General features: G+C 73.2%; 11 protein-coding genes. 2 read left to right on the top strand and 9 right to left on the bottom strand.

Annotated elements, in window-relative coordinates; all coding sequences use genetic code 11:
* Positions 1-5: 5 nt before the first annotated feature.
* The gene (locus ACFZDC_RS34230) at positions 6-353 is read right to left on the bottom strand and encodes a CU044_2847 family protein (protein WP_391329954.1); all 348 of its coding nucleotides are present in this window, start codon (positions 351-353) and stop codon (positions 6-8) included.
* Between the two features lie 139 nt (positions 354-492).
* Between ACFZDC_RS34230 and ACFZDC_RS34225 the strand changes: the two genes are divergently transcribed.
* Positions 493-1,455: a hypothetical protein gene (locus tag ACFZDC_RS34225; protein ID WP_391329953.1), complete on the top strand. Its 963-nt coding sequence runs from the start codon at positions 493-495 to the stop codon at positions 1,453-1,455.
* On the opposite strand, the gene ACFZDC_RS34220 is transcribed toward ACFZDC_RS34225, so the two are convergent.
* Genes ACFZDC_RS34220 through ACFZDC_RS34185 form a run of 8 tightly spaced genes read right to left on the bottom strand, consistent with a single transcriptional unit; the run spans position 1,452 to position 15,250 of the window.
* The gene (locus tag ACFZDC_RS34220; RefSeq protein ID WP_391329951.1) at positions 1,452-4,043 is read right to left on the bottom strand and encodes an AAA family ATPase; all 2,592 of its coding nucleotides are present in this window, start codon (positions 4,041-4,043) and stop codon (positions 1,452-1,454) included. The genes ACFZDC_RS34225 and ACFZDC_RS34220 overlap by 4 nt on opposite strands.
* Complete coding sequence (locus ACFZDC_RS34215; RefSeq protein ID WP_391329950.1) at positions 4,040-5,425, bottom strand: hypothetical protein; 1,386 nt, start codon at positions 5,423-5,425, stop codon at positions 4,040-4,042. Before ACFZDC_RS34215 ends, ACFZDC_RS34220 begins: the two co-directional genes overlap by 4 nt.
* 2 nt (positions 5,426-5,427) lie before the next feature.
* Entirely contained in the window at positions 5,428-6,129 is a 702-nt protein-coding gene (locus ACFZDC_RS34210) for a 4Fe-4S cluster-binding domain-containing protein (RefSeq protein WP_391329948.1), read from the bottom strand.
* Positions 6,126-7,880 carry a VWA domain-containing protein gene (locus ACFZDC_RS34205; RefSeq protein WP_391329947.1) on the bottom strand — a complete coding sequence of 585 codons (1,755 nt, stop codon included), beginning with the start codon at positions 7,878-7,880 and terminating at the stop codon, positions 6,126-6,128. Before ACFZDC_RS34205 ends, ACFZDC_RS34210 begins: the two co-directional genes overlap by 4 nt.
* A gap of 50 nt (positions 7,881-7,930) precedes the next feature.
* Positions 7,931-9,259 carry a hypothetical protein gene (locus tag ACFZDC_RS34200; RefSeq protein WP_391329945.1) on the bottom strand — a complete coding sequence of 443 codons (1,329 nt, stop codon included), beginning with the start codon at positions 9,257-9,259 and terminating at the stop codon, positions 7,931-7,933.
* Positions 9,256-11,943, bottom strand: coding sequence for a hypothetical protein (locus ACFZDC_RS34195; protein WP_391329943.1), 2,688 nt, complete (start codon positions 11,941-11,943; stop codon positions 9,256-9,258). The genes ACFZDC_RS34200 and ACFZDC_RS34195 overlap by 4 nt, the downstream gene beginning before the upstream one ends.
* The gene (locus tag ACFZDC_RS34190; RefSeq protein ID WP_391329941.1) at positions 11,940-13,172 is read right to left on the bottom strand and encodes a hypothetical protein; all 1,233 of its coding nucleotides are present in this window, start codon (positions 13,170-13,172) and stop codon (positions 11,940-11,942) included. The genes ACFZDC_RS34195 and ACFZDC_RS34190 overlap by 4 nt, the downstream gene beginning before the upstream one ends.
* 8 nt (positions 13,173-13,180) lie before the next feature.
* Positions 13,181-15,250, bottom strand: coding sequence for a hypothetical protein (locus ACFZDC_RS34185; RefSeq protein ID WP_391329940.1), 2,070 nt, complete (start codon positions 15,248-15,250; stop codon positions 13,181-13,183).
* Positions 15,251-15,818: 568 nt separating this feature from the next.
* On the opposite strand from ACFZDC_RS34185, the gene ACFZDC_RS34180 reads away from it, so the two are divergent.
* Entirely contained in the window at positions 15,819-18,533 is a 2,715-nt protein-coding gene (locus ACFZDC_RS34180) for a CHAT domain-containing protein (protein ID WP_391329939.1), read from the top strand.
* The last annotated feature ends 1 nt before the right edge of the window (position 18,534 follow it).

Raw genomic sequence — 18,534 nt, 5'->3', positions numbered from 1 at the left:
ACCCGTCAGGCCCCCGGACTCGCCGACTGCGCCGGCGCGGTGTCGGCCCGTGCCCACCGCAGCCGCAGGGCGAAGTGTCCTTCCGTCGCGGTCTTCGCGACGACGACACCGGCCTCCGCGGTGAACTTCATACCGAACTCGATCTCCATCTCCTGCGGCGCGAGGGCGCGCGCGGTGTCCACGACCGACCGCAGGGTGGGCAGCGTGGACTGCAGCGACTCCCCAAGCCGCCGCCGGGCCTCGACGATGCCGTCCTCGCGGCGCGAGATCAGCTCAAGACCAGGGGTGTCATCGACCACTTCCACCACCAACTCGGAGCCCTCCGGCCCCTCGAAGCGCACCAACTCGCTCACGGGTCCCCCAACCGTCGGACTCGTCGCGCAAGACGAGGCCCACTCACTGATTGCGCAGTCTAGGTCCGAGCGGCCCTGCCCCACAGGCGAATGCGCCTGCCGGCCGGAACTTCAGCGCTACGCTGCCTCAGGGAACGGTGTGACAGGGAAGCGGGGGGTGCGGATGGCGGCCGCGGACGACGTGTCATCGGGTGGGCGTGCCCGCCGGGTACTGCGCGACGCGCTCGCGGCAGGCGACTTTCTCGCGGCGCTCGGCGCCTCGCTCCGGTGGGCCTCGGAGGCGCTCGCGGAGATTCGTGATGACGGCGGTGTCGCCGCGCTCGAGGGGCTGTTCGGCCTGTACGACGCGCTGGAGGAGGTCCCGGCGCTGGCCGCCGAGGCCCCCCGCCTCGTGGCGGCCGCCCGGCCCGGAGAGCGGCCGGCGGAGCAGCTGGACAAGCGGCTTGCCGAGCTCACCGCGCTCCACGAACGGCTGCGGGCCGATCGAACGGCGCTGGAGCGGCTTGCCGCCGCCGAGAACGAGCTGCAGCAATGCCTGGCGGAGCACGCGGAGTTGCGGGACCGCATCGCGGAGCTGCGCAGCCTCGAACGACTGGTGGACACGTTGGACGCGCTGAGCGGACAGCAACGGGTGGTGGACGAACGGCTGAAGGCGCTGCGCTCCCGGGACACCTCTGCCGAGCAGACGCTGACCGCGGCTTGCGGCGCACTGGTGCGACTCAGCGAGGACCGGCTGGACGCGCTCGCCCCGCGGACCCGAGAGGCGCTCCGCCAGGCCGGGGACAGCAGCGAACGGCTCGCCGTGGAGGAGCGGGAGCTGGCCCGGGTCACTTCCGAACTGGACGAGCGGAGCCGGCGCCTCGAGGCGGTCCGCACCGAACTCGGTGAACGTATCCCGCAGTTGGAGCGCTACGCGCGCGCGGACCGGGAGCTGGCGGAGGCGTTGTCCGAGTGGGGCCAGGTCGATGGCGATGGCGGCGACGGTCATGGAGACCGGCTCGTCAAGAGCAGGACGGCACTTGACCGCGCGCGGTTCGCCGCCGCTGATGTGGAGCGACGCCTCGGCGAGATCGACCGGGTGTTGCGGGAGACACTGGATTAGGTGGGTGGGACGTCGTCGGCGGTGAACGTGGAGTGGTCGGTGGCGGTGGGGTCCGCCAGGAGGCGGCCGGCGAGGCGGGACTCCATGGCGGCGAGGAGGCCGCGCACTTCGCGGGCGCTGCCGAAACCGGTGGAATCGGCGCGCCGTCGGATGTCGAACCACTGCCCGGCCCGTTCCGCGGCCTGCGGCGTGAGGACATAGCCGTCGGCCACGGCGCTCCGGCGCAGCACCTCGACGAGTTCCTTGGCGCTGTACGGCGGAAACTCCACGCGCACCGTGAAGCGGGAGGCAAGACCGCTGTTGCTGCGTACGAACGTGTCCATTTCACGCGGATAGCCCGCGGCGATCACCACGAGCCGGTCGTTCCAGTTCTCCATCTCCCTGACCAGGGTGTCGACGGCCTCCTTGCCGAAGTCGGCGCCCTGGACGCCGGAGCCGGCCGTCAGGCTGTAGGCCTCGTCGATGAAGAGCACGCCGTCGAGGGCCTCGTGCACGGCCTCGCGGACCCTGGGGGCGGTCTGGCCGACGTACTCGGCGACCAGGTCGGCGCGCGTGGTCTCGACCACATGGCCATTACGCAGCACTCCGAGCTTGCGGAACATCTCGCCGACGGCCCGCGCCACGGTCGTCTTGCCGGTGCCGGGTGGCCCTACGAACAGCAGATTCGGGGGCGCAGGCAGACTCCTGCCGCGGGCCTGGCGGAGCCGGATGCGGTTGGCGAGGTCGCCGAGCACCTTGCGCACCGGGGCGAGGCCCACCATGTCGTCCAGCTCGGCCAGCAGGGTGCCGTCGTCGGGCGCGGGCCGGGGCAGGAGGGCGCGGTAGTCCTCCGGCAGGTCCTCGGCGGTGAGCGGCTGCTCGATGTCCCCGCCGACCCGGACGGCCCACTCGGTGAAGATCTTCTCGCTGAGGTTGCGCATGGTGCCGGCGTTGCCGAAGTCGGGTCGGCGCGTGGCGTGCAGTTCGGTGACGACCTGCAGCAGTTGATCGGACAGCGTTCCGTCCCAGCGCAGGCCGCGGGCCGCCAAGTACCGCAACAGGATGCGGTGCAGCACGTCCGGCGGGTAGTCGGGAAAGGCGATGCGCTCGCCGAACCGGCGGTGAAGGCCCTCGTCGGAGGCGAGGAACTCGTCGATCCTGTCGGGATAGCCGGCCGCGATCACCACGAAGCGGTCCCGGTCGTTCTCCAGCCTGGCGAGCAGGACCTTCAGGACATCCCGGTCGAAGCTGCCGTTCTCGCTGTTCAGGCCGTGCACCTCGTCGAGGAACAGCACCCCGTCCACGGCTTGGTCCAGCACGGCGTGGGCGCGGGAGGCGGTCTGTCCGACGTACCCCGCGACCAGGTCGTCGAGCCGGGTCTCCACCACGTGGCCGCGGCTCAGCACGCCGAGTTCCCGGTACATCTCGCCGACGAGCCGGGCCACCGTGGTCTTTCCGGTGCCGGGTGGACCGGCGAACAGCAGGTGGGGGGAGGCCGCTTCGGCGCTCCTGCCCAACCCCTGCTCGCCCAGCAGCGCTTCCGCCGCGACCCTGCTGCGCAGCCGTTTCAGATGTTCCTTCACCGGTTCCAGGCCCACCAGGTCTTCCAGCTGCTTCTCGGCCGGGCGCGTGTCCCGGCCGGAGCGGGGCAGCCAGCCCCGCTCGGTCAGCTCCCCGCCGCTGAGCGGGGTGTCGCCGAGGGACAGCAGGTTGCTGCGCCAGTTCTTCACGGTGAGGGGTTGGGCGGCCATCGCCCGTACGACGCTGTCCAGTTCCCGCCAGTCACCGATGCGCAAGCCGTGGCGCAGGCGCATCCGCTGGACGAGGCGGTGCAGTTCGGCCTCGTCCGGGAAGCCGACGCGGACGGAGGGCGTGGCCTGCCGGCGCAGCCGGGCGGCCAGGCCGGGGTAACCGTGCAGTGATTCGACGTACGACACACAGGCGTCGAACGTCGGGCGTGCGAAGACCAGGACGACCGGGTGGTCGTAGTCGCCGTGCCGGGCCCAGTCGCTGAAGAAGGTGTCCAGGGGGCGGGTGGCGTCGGTGTGCCGCAGAGTGCTCTCCGCCTCGGTGAACACCACGGCCGTACGGTGCGGCGGATCGGCCAGGTATCCCGCCAGGGTCATGACGGTGAAGGGGTCGGAGAGGGCACGCGGCAGGCCGGACTCGGCGGCCGAGCCGGTCCCCTCCGCGGCGGAGGAGACGTTCAGTATCCCGGCGGGCGCGGGGCTCCGTTCCTGTGCGGGCGGGCGGACCACCACCCGGCCGAGTGGGCCGCGCAGCCTGGGATGGCGCATGAGCCCGGGCCCCGCGGAGCCCACCGGTTCCGCCGGAGTGCGCGACGGTGCGTCGGCCGGGGCGCGGCCGGACGGCCGGGACCGCGCCTCGGACTCCGGGTCCAGGAAGTACAGAGGCCGGCGCTGGGAGCTGTAGGCCACGTACGCGCAGGACTGGGCGCGCAGCAGATGCCACAGCACCGCGTCCAGGTTTCTCTCCCGGTAGTCGATGCCGATGAAGGTGTCGTCCACGCCAGGCCCGTACACCACGGTGAACGGCTCGCCGGCGCTCAGCCGCAGGTCGGCGAAGCGGGAGCCAAGCCGGCCGGTCATGAGACGCCGTCGGCCGGGCGCTTGTGCAGCGGAGCCGCCTCCGGCTTCCGGAACCGGTCCAGATCGACAGCCTTCGGGTCGGGGACGCCGGGCTCGCTCTCCAGGGCCCCGGTCGGGTGCCCGTCGCCCGCGAGCGCGTGCCGTACCGCCTCGGCGCGGTCCCGGAGTTCACGTTCCGAGGCCGTGTCGTAGTCGTAGGAGAGGACCCGCAGGACCTGCCCCGTCTCACCCTCAGGCGCGGGCAGGACCTGCACGACGATCTTGTTGCCGTTCGCGTGCTCGAGGACGGCGTGGTACGAACGGCGTTCGTCCTCGTCCTCGTACTCGCCGTCCGCCACCTCGTAGGCGCCGATCCGGGAGAGTGTCCCGGCCACGGAGTCGGCGAGGTTCACGCGCAGTTGTGAGGCGAGCAGCCGCATGCCCGCCCGGTCCACGATCTCGCCGAGCCGCTGCTCCATTTCCGCCGCCTCGACGGCCAGTTCGCGCTGCTCGGCAACGGTCGTCGCGTCGTCCCTCGCCCGGGAGAGCCGCTCGGCCACCTGGTCCCGCAGCTCCTCCAGCCCGCCCTCCGACCAGTGGTCCACATCGAGCTCGGCCCCCTCCAGCGGCCGGCCGTCGGGGCCCATCACCGGCCTGACCTCGTTCTCCGTGATCAGGGTCTCGACCAGGACCAGGGCGTCGGTGGCGGCGCCCTGGGCGAGCCTCCGCTCCAGCTCCCGGTACTCGATGTCGATGCGCAGTTCGCTGAGGTCCAGGTAGGCGCGCTGCGCAAGGGGCAGCGCGGCCTCGTGATGGCCGGCGTCGATGTTCCGCCGCGCGGTGTCGAGGTCCAGGCGGAGCCGGTCGAGCCTGCCGGGAGCGTGCCGTTCGTGCGGCAGGGTGGTGGCGATGAGATCGGCCATCGTGGCGCCGTCGGCGAGCCAGTCCCGGGCGGCGGCCGCGGCACGGTCCCGGTTCCCGGCGAGCTCGTCGACGCGTCCGGTCAGGCCGGCGATGTCCCGGCGGCGCTGGTCGCGTTCGGCGGCGAGTTCGCGCTCCAGGGCCGCGCGCTGGTCCGCGAGCCTGGCACGGGTGTCGCGTTCGAGGCGATCCGCGGTGCCGCGCAGCTCCCGGTGCAGGCGCTCGGACTGCTCGCGCAGCCTGCGCCCGGTGTCACGCTCGAGCTGCCGGGTTTGGGCCGCGAGCCCGGAGAGCGCCTGTTCCGTCCGGCGGGCGCGCTCCTCCAGCTCGGCGCGCGTGCGAGCCTGGTCGGCCTCGGTCCGCCGCCGCACCTCTTCGAGGAGCCGGGGAACGTCGCGTCGGACCTGCTTGAGGTTCTGGGCCGCCCGCTGAGCCCGGTACCACTCGGTTTCGTCCACCAGGATGCGCTTCTTGCCGCTCATGGTCAGTTGTCCTCGCCTGGGTCGGTTGGCAGCGGTCCGCGCCCGGGGGTGCCGGGCGTCGCGTCGGGTGTTGCGGGAAGGTGCAGCCGCGAACGGGCCTCGTCCACGGCGGAGTCGAAGGCCGTGAGCAGCCCCGGAGGGGGGACCCCGACCAGCAGGGCGGTGGTCCCGTCGACGGTGATCTCGGCGGTACGCGGCCCGCCGGTGAAGTCGTACCCGCATCCGGCAAGCCGGGGCGTGAGGTGGTGGACGCGCTGGTTGCTGCTTCCTCGCAGCCCCTTGCCGTCGTCGAGGCCGCCGACGTACCGGCCGTCGATCAGCACGTCCAGGAGGCCGAGCAGTTCGCTGACACCCGGTACGGGCGGGCGGGCACGCAGCCGTTCCAGGCGGTAGCCGGTGAAGCAGATCACCGAGAGGTCGCGACGGCCGCGGGCCGCGCGGACCAGCGCGGCAAGCCCGTCGGCCTGGGCCATCGGCTCGCCGCCGGAGAGCGTCAGACCCGTCACGCCGGGATCGGCGAGCAACTCGTCGGCCAGCTCGGCGGGCCGCACATGGCGGGCGGCGCGGTTCGGGATCCACTCCGGTGCCAGGCAGCCTGGGCAGCGGAAGGGGCAGCCCTGCACCCACACCACCGACCGTCGCCCGGGGCCCAGGGCGTGGGTTCCGACCCGGGTGGCGGCGACATTGAGGGCGGGGCCGGTCACGGCAGGTCCCGTTCCGAAGGCGCGGGCCTCTCGCGCTGCGCGGGCGGTCGCGGCGGGGGGCTGCCCCAGGGGCCGTCCCCGTTCGGCGGGAGTGAACCGGGCCGCGGGATCGGCATGGGGCCGGGCTCCCCACCGGCTTCCGTCACGGCGGCCGCGGACGGCCCGCCGTGTTCCGGCCGGTAGACGAAGCGGATGCCGTTGATCACTACCGCGTCGCCCGGCCGGCATACGGCGTCCGCGCTCCGTGCCGGAGTGCCGTCCGGGCTGTAGCTGAGGTGCAGCACGATCTCGCGACGGCCGTCGGCCGCCCGGAGCCGGCGGCCGTGGACCCGCCCCTTGCCACCGATCTGCGGCGGCACGAACACCAACTTCCGCCCGCGCAGGGTGATGTGGTCCTGCGGACCGTCGCCGAGCGCCGGGGAGAGGGTCAGTGCGCCGTTCAGGACCGCCCGGTTGTACCGCAACCACAGCATCAGGACCGCAAGCAGGGTCACCAGCGGAACCCCGATCAGCAGGGGCAGGGTCAGCGCGGAGCCGACCTGCGCCCGCAGCCTCAGCCCCCTGGCCGGCCCCTGCACCGCCGCCGGCACCTGGAACCTCACGTCGTCCAGGGTGGCCGCCCAGGGCGTCGTGACCTTGCCGTGCACGGTCAGGCCGACCTCGTCCTCCCAGGTCTGCCGCACCGGCAGCAGCCCGGCGTCGGGCTCGCCCCGTACCTGGACGTCGAACTGCCGTGCCGCGCCGGGCTTCAGGGACACCCGGTCCGGGAGGCCGGTGACGGTGAGCGGCTGACCGTCCAGGGTCGCCCTGAGGCCGGTCACGGTCAGCGGCACCCGCTCGGTCGTGGCGGTCAGGGTCAGCGTGGCCGCCGCGCCGGCGTTGTCCAGGTCGAGTGCCCCGGTGGGCGACAACGTGGCGGTGACGCCCTTGCCCGCGTCCTGTGCGATCAGCCGGGCGGCCTTGCGCGCCCGCGCCCGCTCGGCGGCCCGCCCGAGATATCCGGCGAGGTTCTGCACCGAATCCGGCCGCAGCTCGGTGGTGTCCGGGATGACGCCGGACAACTGCGCGGTGCCGGACTCGTCGGTCGCCAACGGCAGTGAGTAGGCGGCCAGTTCGCGGTGGCCGGCCAGTTTCCCGGCCCGGTCCCGCAGGGCGTTCCAGGCCGGTCCGCCGGACGTGCGGTACCGGGAGCCCTTCGGCGGATCGTGCTTGCCGTCCGTGAACATCACCACCGAGCCGACATCGGCGGCGCCGGGCCGCTCCAGCTCGGCCAGGCCGCTGTCCAGGGCGGCGCCGATGTCGGTGTGCACACCGGAGGGCCCGGCCTGGGCGGGCAGGCGGCCGATGATGCCCTTCGGGTCGGACGGGTGGCCCAGGTAGACCGTCTCGGCCTTGTCGCCGAAGGTGAACAGGGCGACGTAGTCCCGTGGCGACAGGCCCTTCAAGAACGGCAGCAGCGCCGACCGGACCGACGAATACCGCCCCTTGCCCATCATCGAGCCCGAGACATCCACCAGGACCACGTAGTCGGCGGGCACTTGGTCCAGGCGAAGCTCGGAGTAGATCTCGCTGCGACTGGGCGACGATCCGGCCCGCGTCGGATCGGTGGCGGTGCGGGCGACCGCGGGAGTCGTCCCGGACGCCACGGCGGTCAGGGCCGTGAGCACCAGGGCGGCGAGTCCGGCGGCGGCGCGGTGGACGGCACGGGCGCGCGCTCGTCCCGGCCTCGGGCGTGGCGGCGGCTGGTTCATGGAATGAGAGCTCCTCGGGCGCGGCACTGGTCGGGGTCGATGGAGACGGATCAGGTTTCGGGCGGGACGGGCAGTGGGCCGAGCGGAAGGTGGGTCTCCGCGTCCGTGCCGTTCGCGACGGGGCGCAGCACGAGGGCCGCCGCCCCGTCCGCGCCGACGCGGACACCGACCCGGCAGAGCCCGTCCGGTGTGCCGGCGGGCAGCGTGACGTCCGGAAACGGGGCCGGGCGGCCGTCGGGGCCGACGGCCTCGATCCGCAGCGGGCGCCCGGCCGTCGCGTCGGGAAGCACCTGGGCCGGCCGGCCGTCCCCGGTGGCGAACACGGTGGCGCCGCCGGGCTCCAGGGACCCGGCGGGGGCCAGTTCCAGCTCCTCGGTGTGCAGCCGTCCGGCCGTGCGGCGATGGGTGCTGATGCGGAGGGCGTACGGATAGCGGTCGCCGGGGTCGGCGAGTCCCGCCGCCACCAAGGCGCCGCCGGCCGCCGCCGCGTGCCCGGGGTCGACATCCGCGGGCAGCGGCAGCAGCCGGTGGCGCTCCGCCAGCCGCCGGGTGAGCGGTTCGAGCCGGGCCAGGCCGCCGGCGAGCAGCAACGGCGGCTGCCGTACTGCGCCGGGCGGCGCGGCGACCTCGTCCAGGGCCCGCCGTACCGCGTCGATGAGCGGCGGAAGGGAGGTCCGTACGGTCCCTGCGGTGATGTCCCGGTCGCCCAGGCGGTGGACCGGGATCTCGTCGAACGGGTCGGGGTGGCGCATGGCCCTGGCCACGGCGAGTCCCAGTCGGCGGCCGCCCGGGTCGTCCAGGCGCGCGGCGGCGAGTCTGCGGTGTCCTTCGTCGTCGTCGGGCAGACCGGCTGCGGCAAGGAGTGCCGCATCGAGTTCCGCTCCGAGGCGGCCAGTCGGCCCGGTCGCCTCGGCGGTGGCGCGGAGGAGCACCGAAGGGCCGGTCAGCGTGCAACGGGCGGCGTCGACGGCGCGGGCCCCGGCATCACACACGAGGTACTCCCCGGTGTCGGCGGCCGCCGCGCCCGCGGTGTGCCGGACCAGGGCGAGCAGGGCGTGCGCGGAGCCGATCGCCCGGACCCGTGGACAGCCCTCCTCGGCGAGGGCTGCCGTCGCGGGGCCGGCCGACGCCTGTGCGAAGCGCCGTGGCAGGACGACCACGGCCCCGGCGGGCGGACCGTACCGGGCGAGGTAGGTGCCGTACGCCTCGCGCAATGCGGCCACGGGCCGGCCCCGCACGGCGGCGGAGAGCGGCAGTCCCTCGCCCGGCACCTCACCGGGCAGTGGTACCGGACGGGGCGGCCCGGCGCCGGGCCGTGCGACGGCGAGCCGGGCGTAACGGGTGCCGATGTCGAGGGCGAGGGCGTGCAGCGCGTTCATACGCGGTCATCACCTCTGCCCCGCCGCCAGGGCAGCCAGGAGGGCCTCGCGTCCTGGTCGGGGTCGGGGTAGGTGCTGGACAGCGGGCTTGGCGTGCCGTTGTACGGTGCTCGGCCGGGAGGCGGCGCGGGCGGCGTCTGCGGTCGCCGGGACGGCTTCTGGCGCAGGAGTTTGATCGCCTGCTCGACGCTGTCCTTCAGCTGCTCGTGGCCGTCCAGCGCCCGTTGCCGGACCACGTCGCCGAACCTCTGCTGCGAGATGGAGTAGTAGAGCAGGTAGCCGAGCGCCCGCTGCGGCGCGGCACGGTTGAGGTGCCCGGCCAGTCGATGCAGCGAGTCTCCGCTTCCCGCACTCTCGTGGAGCCAGGGCGTGATCGCCTCGAGCACGGCCGACGGGTACTCGACGACTTCCTGCACGCGCCTGACGTACCGGGAGTTGGGGCTGGCCCGCACGACAGCGTCACCCAGTTCCTCGGGAGCGGCCGTACGAGTGGCGACGAGCCGGCGGATCTCCGCGGTGTGGGCAAGCCACTGCAGGTCGGGGCGACTCCGCAGATGCTGCTCCCACTGGGCGGGCATGCCGTGGGTGATCCAGTCCCCGGTGCGTTTCAGCAGCTCGGCGATCCGGTCGAGAACCGGGCCCGCCAGGCTCCTCATTGTGTCCGCGTCCGCCGCCCCCTGAGGGTGGATCAGCTCCCACAGGACCGGATACGGGACCTGTTCGGGCCGGTCGCCGACCAGCCCGGCGGCCAGCGCGGTTTGCTCCCAGCTCAGCAGTCCCAGTTGGGGCAGCTCCCTTCTGAGGACGGCGGCGTATTCGGCAGGGGCCTTGCCGTCGGCCGCCAGGCACCGTGACCGCCGCATGTCCGAGTCGAGCAGCGGGCGCTGGAACAGATCGGCCCACGCGGCGTGCGCCCCGGTGAGACTGGGCCGCTGCGGTACGAGGGTGTCGATGGCGCGGAGCAGGAAGTCCCGGTCCGTGTCCGTGCCGTTGCGTCCCGCAGCGACGTCGTACAGCTCCGGCTTGAGCCAGGGCAGGGCATCGGGATTGCCCGCGTGGCAGGCGAGTTCCAGGCCGGTGCGCCAGGCCGTCGGGGAGACGTCGGCGAGCGCATCGATGGCCCCGTCGGTCGGGCCGTCGAGCGGTTCGCGGTGGATCAGCGCGACGCCGCGCAGCCAGTTCGGCGTCTTCCGTTCGCTGTCCCTGCCGGGCAGGCCCAGCAGTTCCCGGACCATTCGGTCGTCCAGAGTGTTCCGCTCGGCGTTGACGTCGAGCCAGGCCAGGGCCAGTTCCGGGCTCCGGAGGAGAACAGCCTGCGCGGCGGCGGCCGCATTCTCGTCCAGATCCCGCTGCAGGGCGTGCAGCAGCGCACTTCGCGACTGCAGTCCGTCCGGCGTCGTGGCCCCCGCGCCCCCGTCCAGGTAGCCGGCCAGGACCAGGGAGTGGGCCTGCCGGTCGCGGGGCGCCGCGGCGGCTGCCAGGTCGAGGACGGCACGCACCCCGTGGAGGGTCTGGCTCTCGGCGGCCCAGGAGTTGAGTTCGTCCGCGAGGGCCTCGCCGGCCCCCGGGAACCAGTGCTCCAGGAGCAGGCTCCGGGCCTGCGCGCGCTCTGCCTGGGAGCGGCCGCCGGGCAGGGTGCAGCGCGCCAGGTGTCGCACCACCGTGGCGGCCTCGGATTCGGTCAGGCTCTCCAGCGGGTGCAGGCTCAGGAGCCTGGCCACGTCGTTCAGCCGGCTCGTGCCCCGGTCGATGCCCCCCAGCACCACCGCCTTGAGATCGAGGTCGCGCAGGTGCTGCAGCGCCTGCTCGGCGTCGTGCGGGGTCAGCGGGGTGCGATGGGACAGCAGGTGGGGGAGCAAGGCGTCGATGCCCTTCTTCTGCCGCAGCCGCAGCAGTTCGGCCAGGTAGGCACGGCCCTGACTCGAACGGGGCTCCTGCGGCGGCTTCCCGCGGAGTACGGCGTGGCACTGGCTTCCCCTGGGACGCAGCGCGAAGGTCAGCCGCAGCTCGTGGTCGGCGCCGTGACCGGCCCAGGTCGCGGCGGACAGCCAGGCGCGGCTGCCGTACGGCAGCAGGGCGCAGATCCCGTCGAGCACGGCGACCCGGGTGACGGCGTTCAGACCGGCGTGCTCCGGGGACAGTGTGATGGCCACGTGCTGCCCTTCGAGGAGCAGCGCGGCGCACCGCGCGGCCCACTCGAACCCGATGTCCTGCTCGATGTACCGGGCCAGCTTCACGACCATGGTGGAGGCCGCGTCGAGGACGAGGTGCGGCGGGTGTCCGGCGCCGGAGTCGACGGCCGGCCACTCGGCGTCCAGGGCGGCGGTGTGGAGCGAGGACCAGGTGAGCCCGGCGCCGCTGACCGCCTGCCAGTCGAGGAGCAGCAGCCGGGCCGAGTAGCTGATCCGGCCGGTGGCGTCCCGCCCGCCCGACCAGGTGGTCTCCACCAGACCGGTCACGGGCCGGCCGGCCTCGGTGCCGCCGAGGAATGCCACCCAGGGCAACGCCTCGGGTCCGTGGGTGCGATCCGCGCGCGGCGTCTCCGTGGACGCGGCCCAGAAGTACTTCTGGGCGACCCGGGGCTCCACGCTGCCGGCCTGCACGTCGTAGGCCACCTGCCCCGGCGCCTTGCCCTGCAGGGACCAGGCGGCGTGCACCGGTGTCCCGTCCGATGCCCCGCTCACCTGCGCCCCCGCCAGAGCCTGCCGCCCCCGCGCGACGGTCCACGCAGCCCTTCCTCGAGGGCCATCAGCGGCTCGATGACGTTGATCGGTGTCGGCGGGGAACTGCAGATCCGTTCGCCGTCCGGCTCGACATTGACGTAACTGCGGTAGTCGAACTGATGGTTGGCGTTGAGCCGGAAACCGATGGCGGAGGTGGCGTAGTAGGACATCCGGTCGGGATGGAAGAAGTTCCCGAGGGCGTCGCGGACCAGGCGGGCGCTGCCGCTGCGGAAGCTGTTGCAGATCCAGTCGAAGAAACCCCGCGCCTGGTGATCAGGGACGCGCGGGATGGCGCCGACCTGCTCCTGGGTGACCCAGCCGGCCCGCAGCGCAGGCTCGAAGACGTCCGGGTGGTCGAATTTGGTGATGCACACCGAGACGTGGTGCGGCAGCCGGCCGTTGCGGAGGAGCCGGTTCTCGTCGCGCACCCGGGCCGCCATCTGCGTGGCCATCCCGTAGAAGTAATTGATGCTCGCGGTCTGCTGGTTGGCGTCCAGGAGCGGGTCGAACAGATAGACCAGGCCGCCGCAGCTCGACAGGTGGGTCACCGCCTGCTCGTGCAGGTCCTCGGCGACCTGGTTGGACCTGGGGTTGAACGCCTCTCCGGGGAGGTCGATCACCTCGAGCGCGAACGAGATCTGCCGACGGCGGAAGCCTCCGGTGCCCTGTGCGTCGCCGGTGAAGGACCATCTGAGGTCTCGCTGCGCCCGGGTGGCCTCCGGGAACTGCTGCTGCGACACCAGCTGGTCCACGCTGTCCAGCAGGAACTCCTGGGAGGACGGGTCCATCCCGGCGACCACCCAGTTCACCTGGGCGCGTCGCTGGTGCTGCATCGCGCCGATCGGCACGGCGCCCAGAAACGTCGTCTTGCCGGATCCGGATGCTCCCCATACACCGATCCTGACGCCGGCGGGAGCGGCGCCGCTCATCTGGGGTATGGCCGTCGGCGGCGTGATCCGGTCGGACACGCTGTGGCTGTCGGAGGCGCCGGCCTGCAGCGGATCCAGAGCCGTCAGGGGCGTCGGGCGGGGGGCCGGCCCGTCGGCGCCGGGCTTGCCGTCGAGGGCGAGCGACTGCCAGGTGCGGTCCGCATCGGGGTGCCCGTTCTGGGACTGCCTCTGCTCCAGGGAGCCGGCCTCGTCCCCGTAGCCCTCGGGCTCCGGGTCAGGCCGGCGCTGCTGTGTCGTCATGAACTGGGTCAGCTCCTAGGTGGGTCGGATTGCCCTGGGGCGAAGGGCGGTGCGGCGAACGCGAGCGGGATGCCGTCGGTGTCGTGGGACGGCTCGGCGGTGAGGGCGAGCGCCGCCTGCTCCGCCGAGTCGGTGCCGGGCCGGAGCAGGAGGCGGTCCGTGCCCGTCAGGTCGTGCCAGGTCCGGGAGAGGTAGCGGCGCAACCGGTCCCCGCTGGGTGTCCCGGGAGCGACGGGCGCGGTGAAGGGCTCGGCCCGGACACCGACCCGCACACCCCGGTGACGCAGGGTCCACAGCTGCTCCCGCCAGTCCACGGCAAGCGGGCAGCCGGGCACCAGGCCCTCCTGCGCGTACGGGGCCGGCGGCCGGTCCCCGACCACCAGGAGCACCTGGCCGGCCGGCTCGTCGCGCTGCCCTGCGGTCATCCTGGCAGCGGCCTTGAGCGCGTCCTCCAGCGAGGACGTGAGGGTTCGCCGGGGCTGCACCTCGGAAGTCAGCTCCCGCAGGTGTCGCAGGGCCCGGCCGGGTGGCCCGGGCTGCACGGACCGGACGACCTTCCGGTCGGGCTGGTGCTCGTTGCGCGGCGCGTGGTCGTAGTAGCCGATCACCGCGACCCGCAGGCCGCCGGCGCGGCCGTGGCGCATGGCGGCACGGATCAGGTCGCTCGTGAAGCCGACGCGCTCGGCGATCTCGGCCCGGTCGGTGCCGGACATCTCGACGGCGCAGATGAGCTCCACAGGCCTGGGCCGCCGAAGGCGCCGCGGCATGCGGGCGAGCACGGCGCGCAGGTCCGTTCCGGGTCCGTCCGGTGCCTCGGCCAGGATGTCGCCGGCGTCTGTGCGCACCTCGATCTCGCCCGGTCCGTGCAGGACGAAGGTGAGGTGTGCGGAGCCGCGTACGGGCAGTTCGGCACGGGGCAGGCCGAGGAGCGGGGGGCGGTGGTCCGCCGAGCGGTAGTGACCGGCGAGCAGCGGCAGTACGACGGTCACGGTCTCGGACGGCGCGGCGGTGCCGTCTCCCCGGGTCACCGTCGGGGGGCCGCTGTGCACGGTGACAGAGGCCGTCCGGGTCTCACCGGGGGCGAGCCGCAGACCGGCCTCGAACAGGACGTGGTGCGCGAGCTCCACCGGAACGTGGCCGCCCCCACCGGTTCCGGCCCGCGCCAGGAGCAGGGTGTGCGGTTCGCGCAACGGTGCGCCGCGCAGCAGCCGGCGGACCCGGGCCGTGGTGGCGGACACGGTGCCTGAACCGGGTGCGGGGGCCGGGGAGCTCTCGGTACGCGCCGCGCAGAAATCGTGCAGCACGGCGGCAGCCCGGTCGAGAAGGGTCCAGCCGATGCCACCGCGCAGCAGCACCAGCTCGGTGGTGCGGGTGCCCGTTCCCTCGTACGCGCCGGGCACGACGGCGTGCAGCCAGTCGCGCACGGCCTGGTCGAAGGCCAGACGGTCCACCGGCTCGACGGTGCCGATGCCCCCGGCGAGTTGGAAGCGGCGCAGGGCTTTTGCGGGGGCGAGCTCGGGGACCAGCTCGGTCCAGGGTGTCTCGGCGTGCGGGCGCGCCTGCGGCAGACCGGCGGCGTCGGCGTACGCCCGTACCACCGCCGCCCGTTGGGTGCCGAACTCGACGAACAGCACCTCGGGTAACTCACCGGTGGTGAGCCTGTGCAGTAGATCGGCCAGGCCGGCAGGTAGCGGGTGGCGATCTCCAGCGCCTCCTGCTCGGGCAGCGTGCGGTTCGGCGGCCACTGCGGGGGCGGGTGCTGCGACCGGGCTGGGGCGGCCGGCGGGGTGCGGGATGCCGGAGGACGCCGGGCGAAGCAGCCCGGTGATCTCCGCCTGCTCAGCCGGCTCGCTCAGCGCGCGCCGTGCCGCGTCCAGGTCCCAGGCGCGCGCGGCGGCCGCCAGCTCGGCCGCTGCGGACCGGTGGTCCTGCTCGGTCGCGGCCCCCAGGACCGGGTCCTCGAAGAGCAGGAACCCGCACGCCCGGCAGCGTCGTTCGCCCCGTCCCGGGTGGAGGCAGACAGGGCAGTGCACCACCAGGCCGGACCGCTTGTCGTCAGCTTCAGAGGAGAGCAACACGTTCGCGGCGCCTCTCAGAGCAGCCTGGAACAGTGTCCGTACCCGGCACCACCCCTGCTTGACGTCACGTCTGCCCCCTCGCCCCTGCTTCGCTGCGGATCCCCCCTCGCAGCGGCACGGGAGTGCCGCTGCGAGGGGGGATCCGGTCCGAGATGAACCCGAGGAGCTATGCGGTCACACCAGGCTCTGTAGTCAACTCCTGGACGTCGAGCACGATTTCGCCGATTCCCCCCAATGGACGGCCCATTGTGGCGAGCACGTTCCCGGGCCGCAACCGGTCTTGTGTCTTCAGGCATCCAGTGAGCGCACTTGGGGGCGCATTGGTGCGTGTACTCATACGCGATGAGCCCCCCGGCGCCGTGTCGTACAGCACCGATGGTCTGGTACGGGAGGCCGGCGAAGAGGCCGCCTACGACAGAGGCCACCGGCTTGCCCATCGGTCGGCTCGCCGTCACCCCGCCGCACGGCCTCGTCGCCACCGGGTGGAGTTGTGGGACAGTCTCCGGACAGTGCGCGCTTGTGCGGAGCGCGGATGGTCGTGGCCGGACGGCGGAACGGGGGAAGCGCAGTGGCCATATCGAAGGAAGACGCCGACGGACTCGTCGCAGCGGCGCGGAAGTTGACAGTCGAGGGCTCGCCGGAGGAATGTGTGGCCGTGGCCGAGGCCTGCAACCATGCCATGGACGCCGGCGCACCGCTGAGCATCACGCAGCCGACGGTCGAGCTGCTGGCCGCCTGCCGTGCCAGGATTCCCCGGGACGACCAGCGGCAGGCCGATCTCCTCGGCCTGGAGTCAGCGGCCTGGCACCACCGGTACCGCCGCACCGGAGTGGACGAGGATCTGCGGCGGGCGACGGTGGCGATCGACTCGGCCTGCGTCCTGACCGGCCCCGGTCATCGCTCCCACCATCGGCTCCGGGTTCAGCAGGCCCTCATTCACTCGTTGCGGCCGGGTTCGGGGGCCGTTCCCCTCGATGTGCTGAGGGAGGCGGTGCAGGCCGGCGACTCCGATCCGCGCAACCACGCGGTCAACCTGCTGAACCTGGCGGGCCAGCTGAATCTGCGCTACCTCGCCACGCGGGACTACTCCGCCCTGGACGAAGCCATCGGTCTTGCCGAGCAGGCCCTGGCTCTCGACACCCGCACGGACGACGACGACTACGCGTGGCGTCTGCTGTGGGCCGGACAGCTCTACGCCCAGAAGGGATACGACACCAGGAATCCCCCGATGCTCAAGAAGGCGGTGGACCTGCTCCAGAAGGCCGTGACACGGCTGCCGCCCGGACATTCCTTCCTGCCCGGCCTGCTCAACCAGCTCGGAGGCGCCATGCACACGCACGCCAAGCTGAGCGGTCCGGGAGACGCCACCCGGAGCGAACTCACCGTGGCCGTCCACATGATGCGGGCCGCGCTGCGCGTGACCGACACGACGGTTCCGGACTACCCCACGTTCGCCTCCAACCTGGCCATGGCCCTGGCGAGCCTTTCGAAGCTGACCGGGGACGCCTCCCTGCTGGACGAGGCGATCGACACGGCCGAGAAGGGCAGCCGGGCAGCTGCCGCCAGCCCCACGGCCCGTGACGCGGAGACCCTCACCCCGGTGGCAGGGCTCCTGCGCAGCATGCGGCAGCGGGACGACCCCGCGGCGATCCAGGCGCTCTCCCGGACGTTCGACGGATCCCACCGGCTCGACGCGGTCCTGGCCGGACAGCTCGGCGCCGGCCTGGCTGCCCGAGCCGGCGACTGGGAGACCGCCGCCCGGCTGATCCTGCGCGCGGTGGAGGTCCTTCCGCACGCCGCCTCGGAGGCGCTGAGCGTGCAGGACCGGGAGAAGGGCCTGTCCAAGATCGCCACCAGCCTGGCCCGGGACGCCTGCGCGCTCGTACTCCGCACGGGCGGTTCGGCGGACCAGTCGCTTCAGGCCCTGGAGACGGCCCGGGCGACGCTGGTCGGCCAGGCCCTCGCCCGTCGCAGCGACGCCGATCTCGATCCGGTCCGTGCGCTCGCTCCGCACCTGGCGGAACGCATGCGGGAACTCCGCGCCGACCTGGCGCAGGTGGAGGACGCGCCCTACGGCCCGGCCGCCGACCGCCGTCACCGGCTGACCAGTGCCATTCACGAGGTGACGCGGCAGATTCGTGCCGTTCCCGGTCTGGAGGACTACCTGCGCGCACCCGGCACGGACGTGCTGCGCCGGCGGGCGGGAGCGGTCCCGGTGGTCACCCTCAACGTGAGCGGTTACCGGTGCGACGCGCTCGTCCTCCGGGCCGGCGAGGAGACCGGTGTGGTTCCGCTGTCCGACCTCGTCCTGCACGACGTGACGGAGAACGTCCGGCGGTTCACCACCGCGATGACGGAGCTGACCCGGTGGCCTGCGCCGGGTCCCGCCGCGGCGAAGAAGCACCAGCAGGTGGTGCGGGAGGTTCTCGCCTGGCTCTGGGAGTCGGTCGCGGAACCCGTGCTCTCCGCGCTGGGCATCACGTCCGCTCCGCCGGACGGCCGCCTCCCGTCCCGCCTGCGCTGGTCGGCGACCGGTCCGCTGACACTGCTTCCCCTGCACGCCGCCGGGCTGCCCGACACACCCGGCGCGTGCGTGGCGGACTGTGTCGTCTCGTCGTACACGCCGACTCTGAGGCTGCTCGGCGACGCCTCTTCCCCGGCCGCGGGGACGGGTCGCCGTGAGGGGCACCTGGTCGTTCCGGTGCCCCGCTCCTCGCTCATGCCGCACCGGCCGCTGGAAGGGGCGGGGAATGAGGCCGCGCACGTGGTCTCCACCGTCCCAGGGGCTCTGGCGCTGCCGGAGGAGGCCGTGTCGGCGCTTGCCGTGAGGGCCGGTCTGCGGGGCGCCCGGGGCGTCCACTTCGCCTGTCATGGGCAGAGCGACCCGCAGCACCCGTCACGCAGCCAACTGGTCCTGCGGGACGAGACCCTCACCGTCGCCGACCTGATGACGGAGCGACTGGACGGCCTCGAGCTGGCTGTTCTCTCGGCCTGCAGCACGGCACAGGCCGGGGAGCAGCTACCTGACGAGGTCCTCCACCTGACCTCCGCCTTCCGCGTGGCGGGGGCCCGCCATGTGGTGGGCACCCTGTGGGAGACGGGCGACCGGTCCGCGGCCGAGTTCACCAAGGCGTTCTATGCCTCCCTCGGCGCACTGCCGTACGACGGCGCCCGGGACACCGCGGACGACAGAGTGGCTGCCGCCGTGCACAGGGCGGTGCGGCAGATCCGCGCGGAGCAACCGTCCCCGCGGGCCTGGGCGCCCTTCGTACACGTGGGCTGAC

Source organism: Streptomyces sp. NPDC007905 (assembly GCF_042959345.1).
Lineage (GTDB): Bacteria > Actinomycetota > Actinomycetes > Streptomycetales > Streptomycetaceae > Streptomyces.
This window is presented reverse-complemented; position numbering and strand designations above follow the sequence as displayed.

What these genes read in the sequence shown, in the direction of transcription:
- ACFZDC_RS34220 (WP_391329951.1), bottom strand. Translation starts at nt 4,043, where the DNA reads ATGACCGGCCGGCTTGGCTCCCGCTTCGCCGACCTGCGGCTGAGCGCC.
- ACFZDC_RS34215 (WP_391329950.1), bottom strand. Translation starts at nt 5,425, where the DNA reads ATGAGCGGCAAGAAGCGCATCCTGGTGGACGAAACCGAGTGGTACCGG.
- ACFZDC_RS34205 (WP_391329947.1), bottom strand. Translation starts at nt 7,880, where the DNA reads ATGAACCAGCCGCCGCCACGCCCGAGGCCGGGACGAGCGCGCGCCCGT.
- ACFZDC_RS34200 (WP_391329945.1), bottom strand. Translation starts at nt 9,259, where the DNA reads ATGAACGCGCTGCACGCCCTCGCCCTCGACATCGGCACCCGTTACGCC.
- ACFZDC_RS34190 (WP_391329941.1), bottom strand. Translation starts at nt 13,172, where the DNA reads ATGACGACACAGCAGCGCCGGCCTGACCCGGAGCCCGAGGGCTACGGG.